Source organism: Actinosynnema mirum DSM 43827 (assembly GCF_000023245.1).
Taxonomy (GTDB): domain Bacteria; phylum Actinomycetota; class Actinomycetes; order Mycobacteriales; family Pseudonocardiaceae; genus Actinosynnema; species Actinosynnema mirum.
Window position 1 is genome coordinate 3620465 of record NC_013093.1, and the last position, 16071, is coordinate 3636535.

16 protein-coding genes are annotated in these 16071 nt (G+C 74.3%); 8 read left to right on the plus strand and 8 right to left on the minus strand.

The features are described from left to right. Positions 1-12 precede the first annotated feature (12 nt). Together AMIR_RS15660 and AMIR_RS35770 are read left to right on the plus strand one after the other, a co-directional pair. Positions 13-2640: an aminotransferase class III-fold pyridoxal phosphate-dependent enzyme gene (locus tag AMIR_RS15660; protein ID WP_015801935.1), complete on the plus strand. Its 2628-nt coding sequence runs from the start codon at positions 13-15 to the stop codon at positions 2638-2640. A gap of 12 nt (positions 2641-2652) precedes the next feature. After that, the gene (locus AMIR_RS35770) at positions 2653-3510 is read left to right on the plus strand and encodes an NAD(P)-binding domain-containing protein (protein WP_143760743.1); all 858 of its coding nucleotides are present in this window, start codon (positions 2653-2655) and stop codon (positions 3508-3510) included. Positions 3511-3517: 7 nt separating this feature from the next. Here AMIR_RS35770 and AMIR_RS15670 read toward each other — a convergent pair whose 3' ends face one another. Continuing rightward, on the minus strand, positions 3518-3883 hold the full coding sequence (locus tag AMIR_RS15670) for an MmcQ/YjbR family DNA-binding protein (protein WP_015801937.1): 366 nt from the start codon (positions 3881-3883) through the stop codon (positions 3518-3520). 53 nt (positions 3884-3936) lie between these two features. Further along, positions 3937-4692, minus strand: coding sequence for a class I SAM-dependent methyltransferase (locus AMIR_RS15675; RefSeq protein WP_015801938.1), 756 nt, complete (start codon positions 4690-4692; stop codon positions 3937-3939). 102 nt (positions 4693-4794) lie between these two features. Between AMIR_RS15675 and AMIR_RS15680 the strand changes: the two genes are divergently transcribed. Continuing rightward, positions 4795-5235, plus strand: a complete 441-nt coding sequence (locus AMIR_RS15680) for a hypothetical protein (protein ID WP_015801939.1) — start codon at positions 4795-4797, stop codon at positions 5233-5235. Between the two features lie 42 nt (positions 5236-5277). On the opposite strand, the gene AMIR_RS15685 is transcribed toward AMIR_RS15680, so the two are convergent. Next, complete coding sequence (locus AMIR_RS15685) at positions 5278-6012, minus strand: SDR family oxidoreductase (protein WP_015801940.1); 735 nt, start codon at positions 6010-6012, stop codon at positions 5278-5280. Between the two features lie 144 nt (positions 6013-6156). Here AMIR_RS15685 and AMIR_RS15690 point away from each other — a divergent pair, with 144 nt between their 5' ends. Next, complete coding sequence (locus AMIR_RS15690) at positions 6157-6849, plus strand: TetR/AcrR family transcriptional regulator (protein WP_015801941.1); 693 nt, start codon at positions 6157-6159, stop codon at positions 6847-6849. Between the two features lie 163 nt (positions 6850-7012). Further along, complete coding sequence (locus tag AMIR_RS15695) at positions 7013-7798, plus strand: beta/alpha barrel domain-containing protein (RefSeq protein ID WP_015801942.1); 786 nt, start codon at positions 7013-7015, stop codon at positions 7796-7798. Positions 7799-7947: 149 nt separating this feature from the next. On the opposite strand, the gene AMIR_RS15700 is transcribed toward AMIR_RS15695, so the two are convergent. Together AMIR_RS15700 and AMIR_RS15705 are read right to left on the minus strand one after the other, a co-directional pair. Next, complete coding sequence (locus tag AMIR_RS15700) at positions 7948-8988, minus strand: NAD(P)-dependent alcohol dehydrogenase (RefSeq protein ID WP_015801943.1); 1041 nt, start codon at positions 8986-8988, stop codon at positions 7948-7950. Further along, complete coding sequence (locus tag AMIR_RS15705; RefSeq protein WP_041836786.1) at positions 8985-9623, minus strand: TetR family transcriptional regulator; 639 nt, start codon at positions 9621-9623, stop codon at positions 8985-8987. The genes AMIR_RS15700 and AMIR_RS15705 overlap by 4 nt, the downstream gene beginning before the upstream one ends. A 334-nt stretch (positions 9624-9957) precedes the next feature. Here AMIR_RS15705 and AMIR_RS15710 point away from each other — a divergent pair, with 334 nt between their 5' ends. The 3 genes from AMIR_RS15710 to AMIR_RS15720 all read left to right on the plus strand — a co-directional run bounded on the left by AMIR_RS15710 (position 9958) and on the right by AMIR_RS15720 (position 13715). Continuing rightward, positions 9958-11463, plus strand: a complete 1506-nt coding sequence (locus AMIR_RS15710; protein ID WP_015801945.1) for a SulP family inorganic anion transporter — start codon at positions 9958-9960, stop codon at positions 11461-11463. A gap of 109 nt (positions 11464-11572) precedes the next feature. Continuing rightward, a complete protein-coding gene (locus tag AMIR_RS15715) occupies positions 11573-12295 on the plus strand; it encodes a B3/B4 domain-containing protein (RefSeq protein ID WP_015801946.1) in 723 nt (240 codons plus the stop codon). 187 nt (positions 12296-12482) lie between these two features. Continuing rightward, a complete protein-coding gene (locus tag AMIR_RS15720) occupies positions 12483-13715 on the plus strand; it encodes a cytochrome P450 (protein WP_015801947.1) in 1233 nt (410 codons plus the stop codon). A gap of 28 nt (positions 13716-13743) precedes the next feature. Here AMIR_RS15720 and AMIR_RS15725 read toward each other — a convergent pair whose 3' ends face one another. From AMIR_RS15725 to AMIR_RS35775, 3 genes are all read right to left on the minus strand, one after another. Next, entirely contained in the window at positions 13744-14295 is a 552-nt protein-coding gene (locus AMIR_RS15725; RefSeq protein WP_015801948.1) for a TetR/AcrR family transcriptional regulator, read from the minus strand. Positions 14296-14367: 72 nt separating this feature from the next. After that, positions 14368-15057, minus strand: a complete 690-nt coding sequence (locus AMIR_RS15730; protein ID WP_015801949.1) for a DJ-1/PfpI family protein — start codon at positions 15055-15057, stop codon at positions 14368-14370. Positions 15058-15094: 37 nt separating this feature from the next. Beyond that, complete coding sequence (locus AMIR_RS35775) at positions 15095-15883, minus strand: CPBP family intramembrane glutamic endopeptidase (protein WP_049796855.1); 789 nt, start codon at positions 15881-15883, stop codon at positions 15095-15097. Positions 15884-16071 lie beyond the last annotated feature (188 nt).

Genomic DNA, 16071 nt, shown 5'->3' on the forward strand with positions numbered 1-16071 from the left:
TCGGAGGCGGTTGTGCTCGGACACCTCGCCAGAGCGGTCGCGGCCCTCGCGCTGGAGGCCGCCCGCCACCTGCTCGTGCCCGCACTGCGCGGCCGTCGGGAGAGCGGCAGGCAGCGGCGCAGGGCGCGGGCCGCGCTGGCGTTCCTGGTGCGCATGGGGCCGATCTACATCAAGCTCGGCCAGATCGCCGCCACCCGCTCCGACCTGCTGCCCCCGGAGTGGACCGACACCCTGCGCGCCCTGCAGGACCGCGCCCCGCACATGCCGCCCGGCCCCACCCGCCGCGCGCTGGAGCGCGAACTGGGCGGCCCGCTGGGCGAGGTGTTCCGCGACCTCGACCTGCGCCCGATCGCCAGCGCCTCCGTCGCCCAGGTGCACGTCGCGCACCTGCACGACGGCCGCAAGGTCGCCGTCAAGCTGGTCAAGGACGGGGTGCCCGAGGAGATCCGGCGCAGCCTGCGCGCGCTCGGCTCGCTCGTGCGCGCCGCCCACCTGCTCGTGCCGCGCCTGCGCCACCTGGACCTGCCGCACCGCTTCGACGAGGTCGCCCGCCTGCTGCTGCCGCAGGCCGACATGCGCCGCGAGGCCCACCAGCAGCAGCGGGTGCGCGCCGACTTCGCCGGGCACCCGCACGTGCGCGTGCCCGAGGTGGTGCCGGAGCTGGTGACCACGCGGGTGCTCGTGATGGAGCACGTCGACGGCATCCCCGGCCGCGACGCGCACCTGGTCGAGCTGCCGCGCGCCCAGCTCGCCCGCCGCCTGCAGGACGCCGTCTACACGATGCTCTACATGCACGGCCTGAGCCACGGCGACCCGCACCCCGGCAACGTGCTGTTCACCCCGACCGGTGAGCTGGTGCTGCTCGACTACGGCGTCACCGCCGAGCTGACCGAGGACGAGAAGTGGGGCCTGTCCTCGTTCTACTACGCCTGCACCCGCAAGGAGTGGGCCGTCGCCGTGGACCGCTTCACCCGGCACTTCGTGCACGCAGGCCCCGGCCTCGCGGCCCGGCGCGCCGGGTACGAGCGGCGGATGGCCGAGGTGTTGCGCCACCACTTCGACACCAGCACCGACCGGTGGTCCACCGTCGCGTACTTCGCCGACGTCAACGAGGTGCTGCGCGCGCACGGCTGCCGGTACACCACCACGTTCACCAAGGTCGAGCTGGTGTTCCTGTCGTGCGAGGGCTTCGCGGGCCAGATCGACCCGGACATCGACATCTGGGCCAACGCCCGCAGGTTCACCGACCGCTACTCGCCCTACATGAGCGCCGAGGTGGAGGAGCGGTTCGCCGAGGACTTCGCGGTGCGCGCCCCCACCTCGCTGCGGCTGCGCGAGCGCGCCCGCTCCACGCTGGTGGCCCCGACGCACATGGACCGGTACTTCTTCCCCAGCGCGTTCCCGGTGTTCGTGCGGGAGGCGTCGGGCGGGCGGGTGCGGGACTTCGACGGCAACGAGTACGTCGACCTGTGCGGCGGTTACGGGCCCCACCTGCTGGGGTACGCGCACCCGGACGTGGTCGCGGCGGTCACCGAGGGCGTGCGGCGCGGGCAGGTCAACGGGGTGGGCAACCTGCCCGAGGTGGAGCTCGCCGAGCTGCTGGTGGCGGCGCTGCCCGGCGCGGAGCGCGCGGTGCTCTGCAACTCCGGGTCCGAGGCGGTGCTGCTGGCGATCCGGATGTGCCGGGGCGCGCGCGGCGGGCGCGCCAAGGTCGCCAAGTTCGAGGGGCACTACCACGGGCTCTCCGACCAGGGCCTGGTCAGCTCGTGGTTCCGCTTCGCGGGCGAGCGCGACCGGCCCGAACCGGTCGCGGGCTCGCACGGCGCCGACCCCGCCGCCGTCGCGGGCACGCTGGTGCTCCAGTACGGCGACGTCCCCGGCCTGGAGCGGTTGCGGGAGCACGCGGACGAGCTGGCCTGCGTGCTGCTGGAGCCGATGCCCACGTCGGTGGTCGCGCTCGACCCGCCGTTCCTGCTGGCGCTGCGCCGGGTGTGCGACGAGATCGGTGTGCCGCTGGTGTTCGACGAGGTGGTCAGCGGGTTCCGGGTCGCCTACGGCGGGGTGCAGTCGGTGGTGGGCGTGCGGCCGGACCTGACCTGCCTGGGCAAGGTGATCGGCGGCGGGCTGCCGTGCGGGGCGGTGGTGGGGCGGGCCGGGCTGGTCGACGTCGCCAGGAGCACCCGCGACCCGTTCCAGGACTACGAGCGCAAGGTCTTCGCGGGCGGCACGCTCAGCGGCAACTCGCTCAGCTGCGCCGCCGGGGCGGCCGTGCTGCGGCGGCTGCGCGCCGACCCCGGCGTCTACGCGCGCTTGGAGGCCGGGACCGAGCGGCTCGCCGGGGCGCTGCGCGAGGCCGCCGGGCGGCGCGGGATCGCCTGCCGGGTCTCGGCGCGCAGCTCGATCTTCTCGCTGACCTTCAGCCACCGCCCGGCGCGGCTGTACCGGGACCGGCTGACCGGCAGCGACTTCAAGGCCACGATCGCGCTGGCGTACTACATGCGCAGGCACGGGGTGCATTTGCCGGAGCTGCACGCGTTCCTGATCAGCGCCGCGCACACCGCCGAGGACCTGGAGCTGGTGGCCGACGCGTTCGCCAAGAGCTTGGACGAGATGACCGCGGATGGGTTCTTCGGAGTGTGAGGGGTGGTTGTCGTGACCGGGGCTGATGTGGTGGTCGTCGGGTGCGGGTTGATGGGGTCCGCGATGGTGCGGGCGTTCGCGGGCGCGGGGCGTTCGGTGGCGGCGTGGAACCGGACGCCCGAGCGGGCGCTCGCGCTCGCGGGGGAGCGGGTGGCGGCGGTGCGGGACGTGGCCGGGGCGGTGGCGCCTCTGGTGGTGGCCTGCACGTCGACCTGCGAGGCCGCGCTGGAGGCGCTGGACCCGGTGCGGGACTGGCGGGGGCGGACGCTGGTCACCCTGCCCAGCGGCACGCCCGCCGACGCCGAGGCGGCGCGCGACTGGGTCGTCGACCGGGGCGGGGAGCACCTGGACGGGGTGATCCTGTGCTACCCGCAGGAGATCGGCTCACCCGACGCGGTGATCCTCTACGCGGGCCCGTCCGGGACGTGGGCCGCGCACGGCCCGGTGCTGGGCGCGCTCGCGGGGGCGTCGCGGCACGTCGCCGAGGAGGTCGGGACGGCCAAGCTGCTGGACGCCGGGCTGACCGGCGCGTTCTACGTCAGCGCGCTCGTGGCGTACGCGGAGGCCGCCGGGCACCTGATCGACCGGGGGACGCCCCCGGACGTGCTGCGCGCGCTGACCGGGGTCGCGCTCGAGATCCTGCGCCACGCGACGGACGAGGTCGTCACGGCGCTCGTGACCGACGAGCACACCACGGACCAGGCCACGATCACCACCTTCGCCGAGGGCGCCCGCGCCGCGCTGACCGCCGTGCGCGCCACCGGAAGCCCGGCCCACCTGCTGACCGCCGCCCTGCACCGCCTGGACACCGCCGTCGCCGCGGGCTCGGGCTCCCTGGCCGTCTCCGCCCTCGGCCTGCCTCCCCGCTGACCCGCCCCTACCCCAGCACCGGTGGCGCCGACGCCCAGTCCGGCTCCTGCTCCACCAGCTGCTCGGGCGCCGACAACCGCCACGCCTCGTACAGCAGCTCGGCCAGCTCGTCCGCCTCGACCCCGTCCAACCGCACCACCACCCACCCGAACCCGGCGATGGCGTACTGCGGCTCGAACACGTCCGGCCGCTCCGCCACGAGCGCGAGCTGCTCGCTCAGCAGCTGCTTGAGCCCGACCGTCTCGGTGCGCGGCCAGTGGTAGGCGAACTTGACCCCACGCACCTCGAACGCGCTGTACTCCCGCCGGTCGAGCCGCTTGACCTCGGCCAACCGCCGCACGAGGGAGAAGAACCCCTCCGAACCCACCGCCACCACGACCCCCTGATCCCTGCGTCGGCGGCAAGTGTAGGAGGGGGCGCCGACAGTCAGCCGTCCTTGCGCCACACCGAGACGTGCCTCCGGCTCTCGTGGTGGAACGGCGAGCGGTCCCAGTCCGTCCAGCGGTGCTCCAGGCGCAGGCCCGCGATGCGGGCCATGAGGTCCAGCTCGGCGGGCCAGACGTACCGGAACGGGATTGTGCTCACGGTGGCGCGGCCGTCGCGGACGGTGAAGCGGTTGTTGCTCATGGACTGGGTGGCGATGTCGTAGCGGGAGAACGCCCAGGTGTCGGGGCCGCTGTCGAAGGGCGCGTCGGTCCGGCCGCGCGGCAGCTCGCGGAGGTTGGGCAGGACGTTCTCGACCAGGAACCGGCCGCCGGGGGCCAGGTGCGCGGCGGCGTTGCGGAAGGTCTCGACCTGGCCGTCCTGGGTGGTGACGTTCTGGATCGTGTTGTAGACGAGGCACACCAGCGAGAACTCGCCCGCGACGCGCGTGCTGGAGAAGTCGCCGACGACGCACTCCAGCGCGTCCCCGCCGGGCTTGGCGCGCAACCGGGCGAGCATGGCCCTGGACAGCTCGATCCCGGCCACCTCCACCCCGCGCTCGGCGAGCGGCAGCGCGATCCGGCCGGTGCCGATCGCGAACTCCAGCACCCGACCGCCCGCGGCGAGCTCGGCGAGCACGTCGACGGCCGCGACGACCTCGGGTCCGGGTGGGCCGGGGGCGTCGTAGTGGGCGGCGACGGCCTCGCCGAAGTAGCCGTCCTCGTCGGGCGTGTTCTGTCGCAGCGCTGCGAAGTCCATGGGCCCGAAGCTAACGGGGGTGTGGTGAGGGGCGCACCCGGTTTTTCCGGCTCGGCGGACTCGTGCGGCGCTACGCTTCTTCATGATCATGGAGGTGGCGCGGTGACGACCCCGCTGGTCGAGTTCGAGCTTGGCCGCCATGACTGGTCCTCCCTGGCGGTGATCTCGCCGAAGGAGGAGTGGAGGCGGAGCACGCCGGTGAGCCTCGCCGGCCTGCTGTCGGCGCTCTCCGAGGAGGAAGCCGAGAGGTACTACTGGCAGTTGGAGAACAGGATCGTCGTGTCCGGTTACCTGTTCGAGGCTGCGCCACCTGCGGTGCCTGTGCTTCTGGCGGGGCTCGCCGGTTCGCTGAGCGAGCCCGCCAAGGGGTGGGTGTTGGAGCTGCTGTACCAGCTGGTCGCCGGTCAGACCGATCCCAAAGCCGTGGAGCGGGGCAGCGGGGATCTCGGGGCCGAGTGCCGCGCGCTCGCCCGCGAAGGGCTGTGGCTGCTCGGGCGGGTCGGTGCGGTGCCCGTGCGGGTCAAGCGGAAGCGGGCGCGGTGAGCGTGGCGGCACCCCGGAAAACCGGGGCGCCGCCACCGGTGCTCAGGCCAATCCGCCGTTGACGAACACCGTCTGCGCGTTCACCCACCGCGCGCCACCGGCCAGCGCCGACACCACCTCGGCGATGTCCTCCGGCGCGCCCAGCCGCCCCATCGGGTTCTGCGCGGCCAGCTTCGCGACCAGCTCGTCGCTCTTGCCGTTCAGGAACAGCTCCGTCGCGGTCGGGCCGGGGGCGACGGCGTTCACGGTCACGTCCTTGCCCGCCAGCTCCTTGGCCAGGATCGGCACCAGGGTCTCCACGGCCGCCTTGCTGGCCGCGTACGCCGCGTAGGTCGGCAGGTTCGTCTTGGTCACCGTGGTGGAGAACAGCACCACCGCGCCGCCCTGCCGCACCCGGTTCGCGGCCTCGCGGGCGACGGCGAAGGCGCCTCGCACGTTCGTGCGGTGGATGCGGTCCAGCTCGGCCAGGTCCAACTGGGCCACCGGGCTCAGGGCCATGATCCCGGCCGAGTTCACCACCACGTCCACGCCGCCGAAGTGCTCCTCCGCCGCGTCGAACAGGGCCTTCACGGCCGCCTCGTCGCCGACGTCGCCGCGCACCGCCACGGCCCGCCCGCCGCGCGCGGTGATCGCCTCGACGGTCTCGCGCGCCGCCTCCTCGTTGCCCGCGTAGTTCACCACCACGGCCTGCCCGTCCGCCGCCAGCCGCTCGGCGACGGCCCGGCCGATGCCCCTGGACCCGCCGGTGACGATCGCGACGCGCTCAGTGCTGCCCACGTGCTTCCTCCCACGCTCTGCGGCGCCGGTCCCGGCACCTGTTGTTGTCAACGGTAACAGCTCCACCGTAGCGGCGCTATTCAGCGGCAACGTGACAGTGTTAACGATGCCACCAAAAGCCGTCGCGCCCGTTATCGTGTCGGGGTGAAGCGAGACCTGACCCGCGACCGCATCGTCGCCGCCGCCTACGACCTGCTCCTGCAAGGCGGCCGGGAGGCGGTGTCCACGCGCGCGGTGTGCGCGGCGTCCGGGGTCCAGTCGCCCACGATCTACCGCATCTTCGGCGACAAGGACGGCCTCCTCGACGCCGTCGCCAGCCACGGCTTCGCCTCCTACCTGGCCGACAAGACCTCCCTCTCCCACTCCGCCGACCCGGTCGACGACCTGCGCCGGGGCTGGGACCTGCACGTCGGCTTCGGCGTCGCCAACCCCGCCCTCTACTCGCTGATCTACGGCGACGCCCGCACCGGCGTCTCCTCGCCCGCCGCCAGGCAGGCCGCCGACGTGCTCGCGGGCACCGTCCGCCGCATCGCCGAGGCCGGACGGCTCAAGGTCGCCGAGGAGCGGGCCGCGCACCTGGTGCACTCGGCGGGCTGCGGGCTCACGTTCACCCTGATCGCGACGCCCGAGGACGAGCGCGACCCGGAGCTGTCGACCACGGCTCGGGAGGCGGTCATCGCCGCCGTCACCACCGGGCCCGCGCCGACCGGCGCGCCCGCCGGACCGGTCGGGGCGGCGATCGCGCTGCGGGCCGCCGCGCCGGAGCTGACCGTGCTCAGCGCGGGGGAGCGGGCGCTGCTGGCCGAGTGGCTGGACCGGGTGGTCGCCGAGGCGTGACCTCGGGGGCGCAAGACGCGTGGTCGCTCGGAGGAGTCCTCGGCGTCACTCGTTGGCCCGAACGGTGTCACCCGGAACGGTGGAATCGTCACTAGGCCGATCGGTGGTGTGGTTGAGTCCTGCCCGATTTATGCATCGGCCCCGGCACCACTGGAGGCACGCGGTGACGCCCTTCCGCACGTTCGCCCGGCAGCTCCGCATCAGGCGGATGCACCAGCACGGCGGCCCCCGCCTGCTGCTCGTCCCCCTGGAGCAGCCCGCCGCGGGCTGCGGCAGCCTGGCGCGGACCGTCGCCGAGGTGATCGACGGCGGCGCGGACGCGGTGGTGCTGCACAAGGGGCTGCTGCGGCACGTGCACCCCGAGTCGTTCACCTCCGCCTCGCTGGTGGTGAACCTCAGCGCCAGCACCAAGCACGCCCCCGACTCCACGCACCTGGTCGCGCACGTGGAGGAGGCGGTGCGGCTGGGCGCGGACGCGGTGTGCGTGAGCGTCGACTTCGGCTCGGACGGCGAGAACCGGCAGATCGCGGACCTGGCCACCGTCGCCGAGGAGTGCGACCGGTGGAACGTGCCGCTGCTGGCGTCGGTGCACCCGCGCGGCCCCGAGCAGGGCTCGCCGGAGCTGCTGGCCCGCGCCGCCGGGCTCGCCGTCGACCTCGGCGCGGACCTGGTGGAGCTGCCGCCGGTCGCCGACCACGCGGCGCAGGCCGACGTGATCGCCGGGTGCGCCATCCCGGTGCTGATCGCGGTCACCCACCACCGGGTGGACGCGGAGACCGTCGCCGAGGCGCGGCGCGCGCTGGCCGCGGGGTCCGGTGGCATCACGGCCGGGCAGGCGGTCGCGGACTCGGGCGACCCTGCGGCGCTGGCGCGCGTGCTGGCGAACGTGGTCCACGCCGACGCCCCGCGCGGCATCCCGTCCGCCCGCAGCCGCCCGCACGGGGTCTGAGCCGCACACGAACCTCACCCGGTCGGGGATCACCCGACCGGGGGTTCAGGTCGTGGGCACGTCGAAGCGGCCCGATGGTCGCCACCACCGGACCGCTCCACGTTCCCGACCGGCGGGCGCGCCGAGGGGTGGCGCGCCCACCGCGTCGCTCAGCCGCGCGGCAGCACGACCGCGCGCCCGCGCACCTGACCGGCGTGCAGCCGCTCGTACGCCAGCGGCGCCTCGTCGATGCCGAAGGTCTCGGTGTGCACGGTCAGCGCGCCGGACCGGGCCAGGTCCAGCACCTCGATCAGCTCGCCCCGGCTGCCCCAGTACGGGGTGGACACCGACACGTCGAACGGGATCGTGCCGAAGCCGACCGGCACGGTGCCGCCGCCGATGCCGACCACGGTCAGGTCGCCCTCGACCGCGACGACGCCCGCCGCCGTGGCCACCGTCGGGCCGACGCCCACGAAGTCGAGCACGACCTCGGCGCCCAGGCCGCCGGTCAGCTCGCGCACGGCCTTGGTGGCGTCCGCGTCGGACAGCACGGTCTCGTGCGCGCCGACCGCCGCCGCCAGCTCCAGCTTCTCCTTCGACACGTCCAGCGCGATCACCCGGGCCGCCGTGGTGGCGCGCAGGATCTGGATGGCCATGTGGCCGAGGCCGCCGGTGCCGATGACCACGGCGGTGCTGCCGGGGACCAGCTTGGGCAGCGACTTCTTGATCGCGTGGTACGGCGTGAGGCCCGCGTCGGTGAGCGGGGCGGCCGAGACCGGGTCGAGGTCGCCCAGCGGCACCAGGTGGCGGGCGTTGTCGATCAGCATGTACTCGGCCATCGCGCCCGGCGCGCCCAGTCCGGGCGGGTTGATGCCCAGCTCGGCGGCGCGCAGGCAGTAGTTCTCCTTGCCCTCGGCGCACTTGGCGCACGAGCCGCAGCCCTGCGGGCCGTAGACGGCGACCATCTCGCCGACCTCCAGGCCCGTGACGCCCTGCCCGAGGGCGGCGACCTTGCCGACGCCCTCGTGGCCCAGGGTGAGGGGGAAGCCGTAGCCGTAGACCTCGGCGGGCCACTCCATCACGGCGATGTCCGAGTGGCACACGCCCGCGGCGGCCACCTCCAGCACGACCTGGCCGGGACCGGCCTCGGGGTCGGGGACGGTGACGACCTCGGGGGCCTTGCCGATCTCGCGGTACTGCACAGCCTTCATGGCGCACTCCACTGCGTTGTAGGTATGGCGAGCGCCCCGGCCAGGGCGTCGAACGCGCGGTCCACCAGCACGGGCAGCTCCTCGTCGCCGAAGAGCCACAGGCGGGTCGCCGCCACCAGCGCGCCCGCGCCCGCGCCGACCACCACGGCGGGCCGCAGGTCGTCCTCGGGCACGCCCATCCGCTCCGCGAGCACCCGCACCGACTCGGCCTCGGCGAGAGCCCGGAGGTGGTGGTGCGCGCCGAACAGCGTGGGCTCCCGCTCGGTCAGCCGCAACAGGTCGCGGACGCCGGGGCGGCGGTGCCAGGCGGGTTCGCCCTCGTCGTCGAGCCAGTCCCGGACGGCGGCGCGGTAGGCCGTCACCGGGTCCTCGTCGGCGGGGCGGGCCCGCAGGGCGGCGTTGATCCGGTCGCCGTCGGCCCGCACGCCGTCGAGGACGGCGGTCTCCTTGCTGGCGAAGTAGCGGCTGAAGGTGCGCCGGGTGACGTCGGCCCGGTCGGCGATCTCCTCGACGGTGACCGCGCGCAGTCCGCGCGCCACCACGAGCTCCACCGCCGCCGAGGCGAGCGCCTCACGCGTGCGCAGCGTCTTCCGCTGCCTCCGGCCGTCCACGACCGGCTCTGGTCGAACGCTCACGGGACAAGCGTACTGCTGGAATGTCCCAGTGGGACAGTTGTCCCGGTGTGACATGCGGATCAGTGCATGGGTACTTGCGGAAACGGTGTTGATCAGGCATATGGGGGCGTGAGGGCACGGCCGTACGGGGGAGTGCGGGCGGCCCCGCGGCGTTCCGGGACGACGTAGGATCAGCGCGGCGAGGCCGTGCCGTCAGCCGCCACGCCGTCGCGCCGGGGCAGACCTGGTCGTCCCCGCCCGATCCCGCGCCGCGTGCGACCCCGGTCGTGGCGCGCCCCCACCGCCGCATCCCCTCCCTTGGGGCGTGCCCGAGCACGACAGGTGAACTCCCTCCGTGTCCTCCCCCTCCGCCCTGCCCGCCCGCCTGCGCGGCGCGCTGGCCCCCGACTGGCTGCGTGACCCCAAGGTCTGGCGCACCGAGGTCCTCGCCGGTCTCGTCGTCGCGCTGGCGCTGATCCCCGAGGCCATCTCGTTCTCGATCATCGCCGGGGTCGACCCCGCGCTCGGCCTGTTCGCCTCGTTCACCATGGCCGTGGTGATCTCGGTCGTCGGCGGGCGGCGCGCCATGATCTCCGCCGCCACCGGCGCGGTCGCGCTGGTCATCGCCCCGCTCAACCAGGAGCACGGCCTCGGGCACCTGATCGCGGCGGTCATCCTGGCCGGGGTGTTCCAGATCGCGCTCGGCGCGCTGGGCGTGGCCAGGCTGATGCGGTTCATCCCGCGCTCGGTCATGGTCGGGTTCGTCAACTCGCTGGCGATCCTGATCTTCCTGGCCCAGGTGCCCGAACTGGTCGACGTCCCGTGGATCGTCTACCCGCTGTTCCTGGGCGGGCTGGCGCTGGTGGTGCTGCTGCCGAAGGTCACCACCGTCGTGCCCGCGCCGCTGGTCTCGATCGTGGTGCTCACCCTGATCACCGTCGGCGCGGGCCTCGCGGTGCCGACCGTGGGCGACAAGGGCGCGCTGCCGTCCGCGCTGCCCACGCCCGGCCTGCCGGACGTGCCGTTCACCGTCGACACGCTCACGATCATCGCCCCGTACGCGCTGGCCATGGCGCTGGTCGGGCTGATGGAGTCGCTGATGACCGCCAAGCTGGTCGACGAGATCACCGACACCCGCTCCAACAAGACCCGCGAGGCGGTCGGGCAGGGCGTGGCCAACGTCGTCACCGGGCTGTTCGGCGGCATGGGCGGCTGCGCCATGATCGGCCAGACGATGATCAACGTGAAGGTCTCCGGCGCCCGCACCCGCCTGTCCACGTTCCTGGCCGGGGCGTTCCTGATGGTGCTGTGCGTGGTGTTCGGGCCGGTCGTCTCCGACATCCCGATGGCCGCGCTGGTGGCGATCATGGTGATGGTGTCCTTCGCGACCTTCGACTGGCACTCCGTCGCCCCGGCCACGCTGCGCCGGATGCCGCTCGGGGAGATCGTGGTCATGGCCGTGACGGTGGTCTGCGTGGTGGCCACCGACAACCTCGCGATCGGCGTCGTGGTCGGCTCGATCACCGCGATGGTGGTCTTCGCCAAGCGGGTGGCTCACCTGGCCGAGGTCGACGCCGTCGTCGACCCGGACGGCACGACGGTGGTCTACCGGGTCACGGGGGAGCTGTTCTTCGCCTCCTCCAACGACCTCGTCGGCCAGTTCGACTACCCGAACGACCCGGACCGGGTGGTCATCGACCTGAGCGCCGCGCACGTCTGGGACGCCTCGTCGGTGGCGGCGCTGGACGCGATCGAGGCGAAGTACGCCCGGCGCGGCAAGACCGTCGAGATCACCGGGCTCAACCCGCGCAGCGCCGACCTGCACGGCAGGCTCAGCGGCGCGCTCGGCGCCGGGCACTGAGGGGCGGTCGTTCGACGGCGCCGGCCGCGCGGGTGGCGCGGGGCGGTGCACTACCTTGCGCACCGTCCGCGCGAACCCGCGCGACCGGCCCGTCGAACGGAGACCACGCATGACCGACGCCCCCGACCTGAAGCGGTTCCTCGCCGACGCCCGGATCGACCCCGAGGTGCACGCCCTGCGCCCGGACTACCGGGCCGCGCTGCTCGTCGTCGACGGGATCGACCCCGCCGCGAGCACCGCGCTCGGGGACGCGCTGGTGGCCGAGGCCGAGGCGAGCGCCCGCGAGTTGCTCGCCGCCGGGCCCGTGGAGGAGGAGCCGCACGTCGCGGCGTGGCGGGAGGCGTACCGGGGGTTCGGCGCGAAGCCGCAGCGCACCCGCAACAGCCTCGAAGCGCTGCTGCGGCGCGCCGGTGACGCCGGGCTGCCCAGGGTCAACGCGCTCACCGACGTCTACAACGCGATCTCGGTGCTGCACCGGGTCCCGCTCGGCGGCGAGGACCTGACCCGGTACCGGGGGGCCGCCCGCCTGGTCCGGGCCACCGGCGCGGAGGAGTTCGACACGGTCGCGGGCGGTGTGGAGGTCGTCGAGCACCCGGAGCGGGGCGAGGTGGTGTGGCGCGACGACGCCGGGGTGACGTGCAGGCGGTGGAACTGGCGGCAGGGGCGGCGCACCGCGCTGACCGGGGGCACCACGGCGGCGCTGTTCATCCTGGACGCGCTGGCCCCGATGGACGACGCGGCCCTGGACGCCGCGGTCGAGAACCTCGCGACGGCGCTCGGCGGGCTGGGCGCGGACGTGACCGCGGCGACCCGGACCGTGGGCGCGGCGTGACGCCGGGGAGCGCGTTCGCCGGACTCGGCTCGACCGGGTCCGGGGGTCCGGCGCCCCCGCGGGCGCGGGTGGTCCGGGTCGTGGCGGACCTCGGCCTGGACCGCTGACCACGCCCCGGTGCGGATCTGGCACCTGGATTGAGCCAAAGTGGCTCGCATTGGTGCCAGGTCTGTGCCACGATGGCGTCATGGACTTAACCTCGCCCATCCCGATCCCCGACGGCCTCCCGCAGGAGCGCGACGCGGGCCCGTTCGCCCCGACCACGTTCGTCGCCGACCTGCGCGCCCGCCGCCCGGTGTGCCCGCTGGTGTTCCCCGACGGCCACGTCGGCTGGCTCGTCACCGGCCACGCCGCCGTCCGGCAGGTGCTCGCCGACACCCGGTTCAGCTCGCGCCTGGACCTCGGCGTGCTGCACGTGCCCCACCCGACGCCGGGGATGCCGCAGGCGACCGAGCCGTCGCCGCAGGTGCCGGGCCTGTTCGTGGCCATGGACCCGCCGGACCACACGCGGCTCAGGCGCAAGCTGACCGGGGCGTTCACGGTCAAGCGGATGCGGGCGCTGGAGGAGCGCGTCGCGCAGGTCGTGGAGGAGCGCCTGACCGCGATGGCCGCGCTCACCCCGCCGGTCGACCTGGTGCGGGAGTTCGCGCTGCCGGTGCCGTCGCTGGTGATCTGCGAGCTGCTCGGCGTGCCGTACGCGGACCGGGAGGTGTTCCAGGCCAACACGGCGCGGTTCCTGGTCAAGGACGTCGAGCTGGCGGAGAAGGCGGCGGCGTACGGGGCGCTGACCGGCTACCTGGCCGGGCTGGTCGCGAGCAAGCGCGCCGAGCCCGGCGAGGACGTGCTGTCGGACCTGGCGCGGCACGAGGACCTGACGGTCGAGGAGCTGACCGGGTGCGCGTTCCTGCTGCTGCTCGCCGGGCACGAGACGACCGCGAACATGGTCGCGCTGGGCACGTTCGCGCTGCTGGAGCACCCCGATCAGCTGGCCGCGCTGCGCGCCGAGCCGGGGCTGCTGGGCGGGGCGGTGGAGGAGCTGACCCGGTACCTGTCCGTGGGCGACCTGTTCTACCGGTACGCCACCGAGGACCTGGAGCTGCACGGCGAGCTGATCCCGGCCGGGTCCACGGTGGTGCTGTCGCTGCTGGCGGCCAACCACGACCCCGAGGCGTTCGAGGACGCGGGCGCGCTGGACGTGCGGCGCGACGCGCGCGGGCTGGTGGCGTTCGGGCACGGGGTGCACCAGTGCCTGGGGCAGCAGCTGGCGCGGGTGGAGATGCGGGCGGGCTTCGCGGGGCTGCTGCGGCGGTTCCCGGACCTGGCGCTGGCCGTTCCGGCGGGGGAGGTGCCGCTGAAGACGGACATGAACGTCTACGGGGTGCACGCGCTGCCGGTGACCTGGGGGACTGCGGCCGGGTGAGGTGGGAGCGCCTCGCCCGGCGGGGCGCTCACCCCTCCCGCAACCCGCCCGTCACCATCCGCACCAGCAGCTCGTAGCTCTCGTCCAGCTCCTCCGGCCACTGGAACGCGTTCTGCGCCTCCAGCACCGCCCACCCGTGCACCGCCGCGCGCAGGCAGCGCACCGCGTGCACCGCCCGCGCCTCGTCCATCCCGTACGCCCGCATCGCCCCCAGCAGGATCTCCACCAGCCGCTTCGCCGCCTGGTCCACCAGCGGCTGCGAGCTCTGGAGCATCGCGGAGTAGCGGTGCGGGTGCTCCTTCGCGTAGTCGCGCCACGCGAGCATCAGGGCGCGCACCGCCTCGTCGGCCGAGCGGCCGAGGGCGGCGTCGCCGATGCGGTCGGACAGCTCGGTCGCGATCCGCGCCGACATCAGCGCCCGCAGGTCCGCGAGGTTGCGCACGTGCTTGTACAGCGACGGCGTCGCCACCCCCGCCCGCGACGCCACCGCCGCCAGCGTCAGCGCGCCCGCGCCCTCCTCGTCGACCAGGCGCAGCGCGATGTCCACCACCGCCTCCGCCGACAGCGCCGCCCTAGCCACGGGCGACCTCCCGCTCGACACCGCGCACCCGCGACCTCCAAACTAACAGTAGTAGCTCCCAAGCTAAGTTTGTTAGCTCCGGCTGTCAAGCCGCAACCGCTCCGCCGCCCGCGCCACCAGCGGCCCGCGCGCCGCCGCCAACCGGGCCGTGATCGCCGCGACCTCGTCGGGGTCCACGTCCGGGCGGGTCGGGCCGCCCGCGTCGAACGGGGGCCTCGGGTCGTACTCGATCATCAGCTGCACCCGCTTCGCCTCCGCGTCGCCGAACAGCTCGGCGGCCAGCGACAGCGCGAAGTCCACCCCGCTCGACACCCCCGCCCCGGTCACCACGTTCCCGTCCCGCACCACCCGCTCCGCCACCGGCACCGCGCCCAGCCCCGCCAGCAGCGGCAGCGAACCCCAGTGGCTCGTCGCGCGCCTGCCGGTCAGCAGGCCGGCCGCCGCGAGGGTGAACGAGCCGGTGCACACGCTCGTCACGAACCGCGCGCCCGCCGCCTGGCGGCGCAGGAACTCCAGCGCCACCTCGTCCTCGAACAGCTCGAACGCGCCCTGCCCGCCGAGCACGAACAGCACGTCCGCCTGCCCTGCGTCGGCCAGCGTCGTCGTCGGCACGATCGAGAACCCCGCGTCGGTGGGGACCGGGGACAGGTCGTGCCAGGCCAGCTCGACCTCCGCTCCCGGCAGGCGGGAGAACACCTGCGCGGGACCGGTCAGGTCGAGTTGGGTGACGTTCGGGAACAGCAGGCACAGGAAGCGGGTCACCCCGCCAGTGTCCACCCGCGGGCGATCACGCGGGCGATCACGCGGGCAGCGCCACCACCCGGCCCCGCGGCTCGCGGCGGCGCGTCACCAGCAGCACCGCGCCCAGCACCAGCGCCATCGCCACGACGTACCCGACCTTGAACACCACCGGGTCGACGCCCGGCGTCACCAGCGGCGTCCACCGGCCCACCGGGTTGTCGTCGGTCGGGAACGCGAAGAACTGCCACTGCGTCCAGTTCCACCCCAGGTGCAGCCCCACCGGCAGCGCGATCCCGCCGGCGCGCAGCGCGGCCACGCCGAACACCACCGCCCCGATCGCCGGACCCGCCGCCGTCCACAGCAGCTCGCCGAACCCGCCGGACTTCACCGACGGGGCCGCGCCCAGCACGAGCAGGTGGTAGCCGCCGAACAGCACCGCCAACCCGCCCACCGCGACCCCGGGCCCCCGCACCTCGGCCAGGCGGCGCAGCGCGTACCCCCGGAACACCAGCTCCTCCAGCAGCACCGCGAAGCAGAAGTACGCGGTGCCGGTCAGCGCCAGCGGCGCGGTGAACCCGGCGTTCGGCGTCCAGCGCAGCACCCCGTCGAGCATCAGCCCCCACGCCAGCAGACCGACCGCCGCGACCCCCAGCAGCAGCCCCGGCCCGAACCACCGACCGGGCCCGAGCCCGCGCCAGGAGCCCTCGAACCACCGCGTCGCCAGCAGCACCAGTCCCGCCGCGACCGCCACCACCGGCCACGGCTGCCCGTCCTCCACCGGCACGAGCACCCCGGTCGCCACCGCGGACAGCAGCACCGCCGCGGCGCTCAACCCCAGGAAGGCCACGACCTTCCCGCCGGTCCGTAAAACCCCACCCGCGTCACGTGACATGCGGGCAGTAAAGCGCACCGGCGGCCGGGCAGGCCGGTGATCGACCACTCCGGCCGACCCAGGGCAATCCAGCGGTGCCCCAGCTCCCCGTGACCGCGTCCCGCCCACCGGACCGCCGGCCTTCGCGCACTGGAGCCGCTCGC

Excerpts from the sequence above, each read along its gene's own strand:
- AMIR_RS15700 (WP_015801943.1), bottom strand. The coding sequence starts at position 8,988 with ATGAAGGCTGTGCAGTACCGCGAGATCGGCAAGGCCCCCGAGGTCGTC.
- AMIR_RS15715 (WP_015801946.1), top strand. The coding sequence starts at position 11,573 with ATGACCGACGCCCCCGACCTGAAGCGGTTCCTCGCCGACGCCCGGATC.
- AMIR_RS15675 (WP_015801938.1), bottom strand. The coding sequence starts at position 4,692 with ATGGACTTCGCAGCGCTGCGACAGAACACGCCCGACGAGGACGGCTAC.
- AMIR_RS15720 (WP_015801947.1), top strand. The coding sequence starts at position 12,483 with ATGGACTTAACCTCGCCCATCCCGATCCCCGACGGCCTCCCGCAGGAG.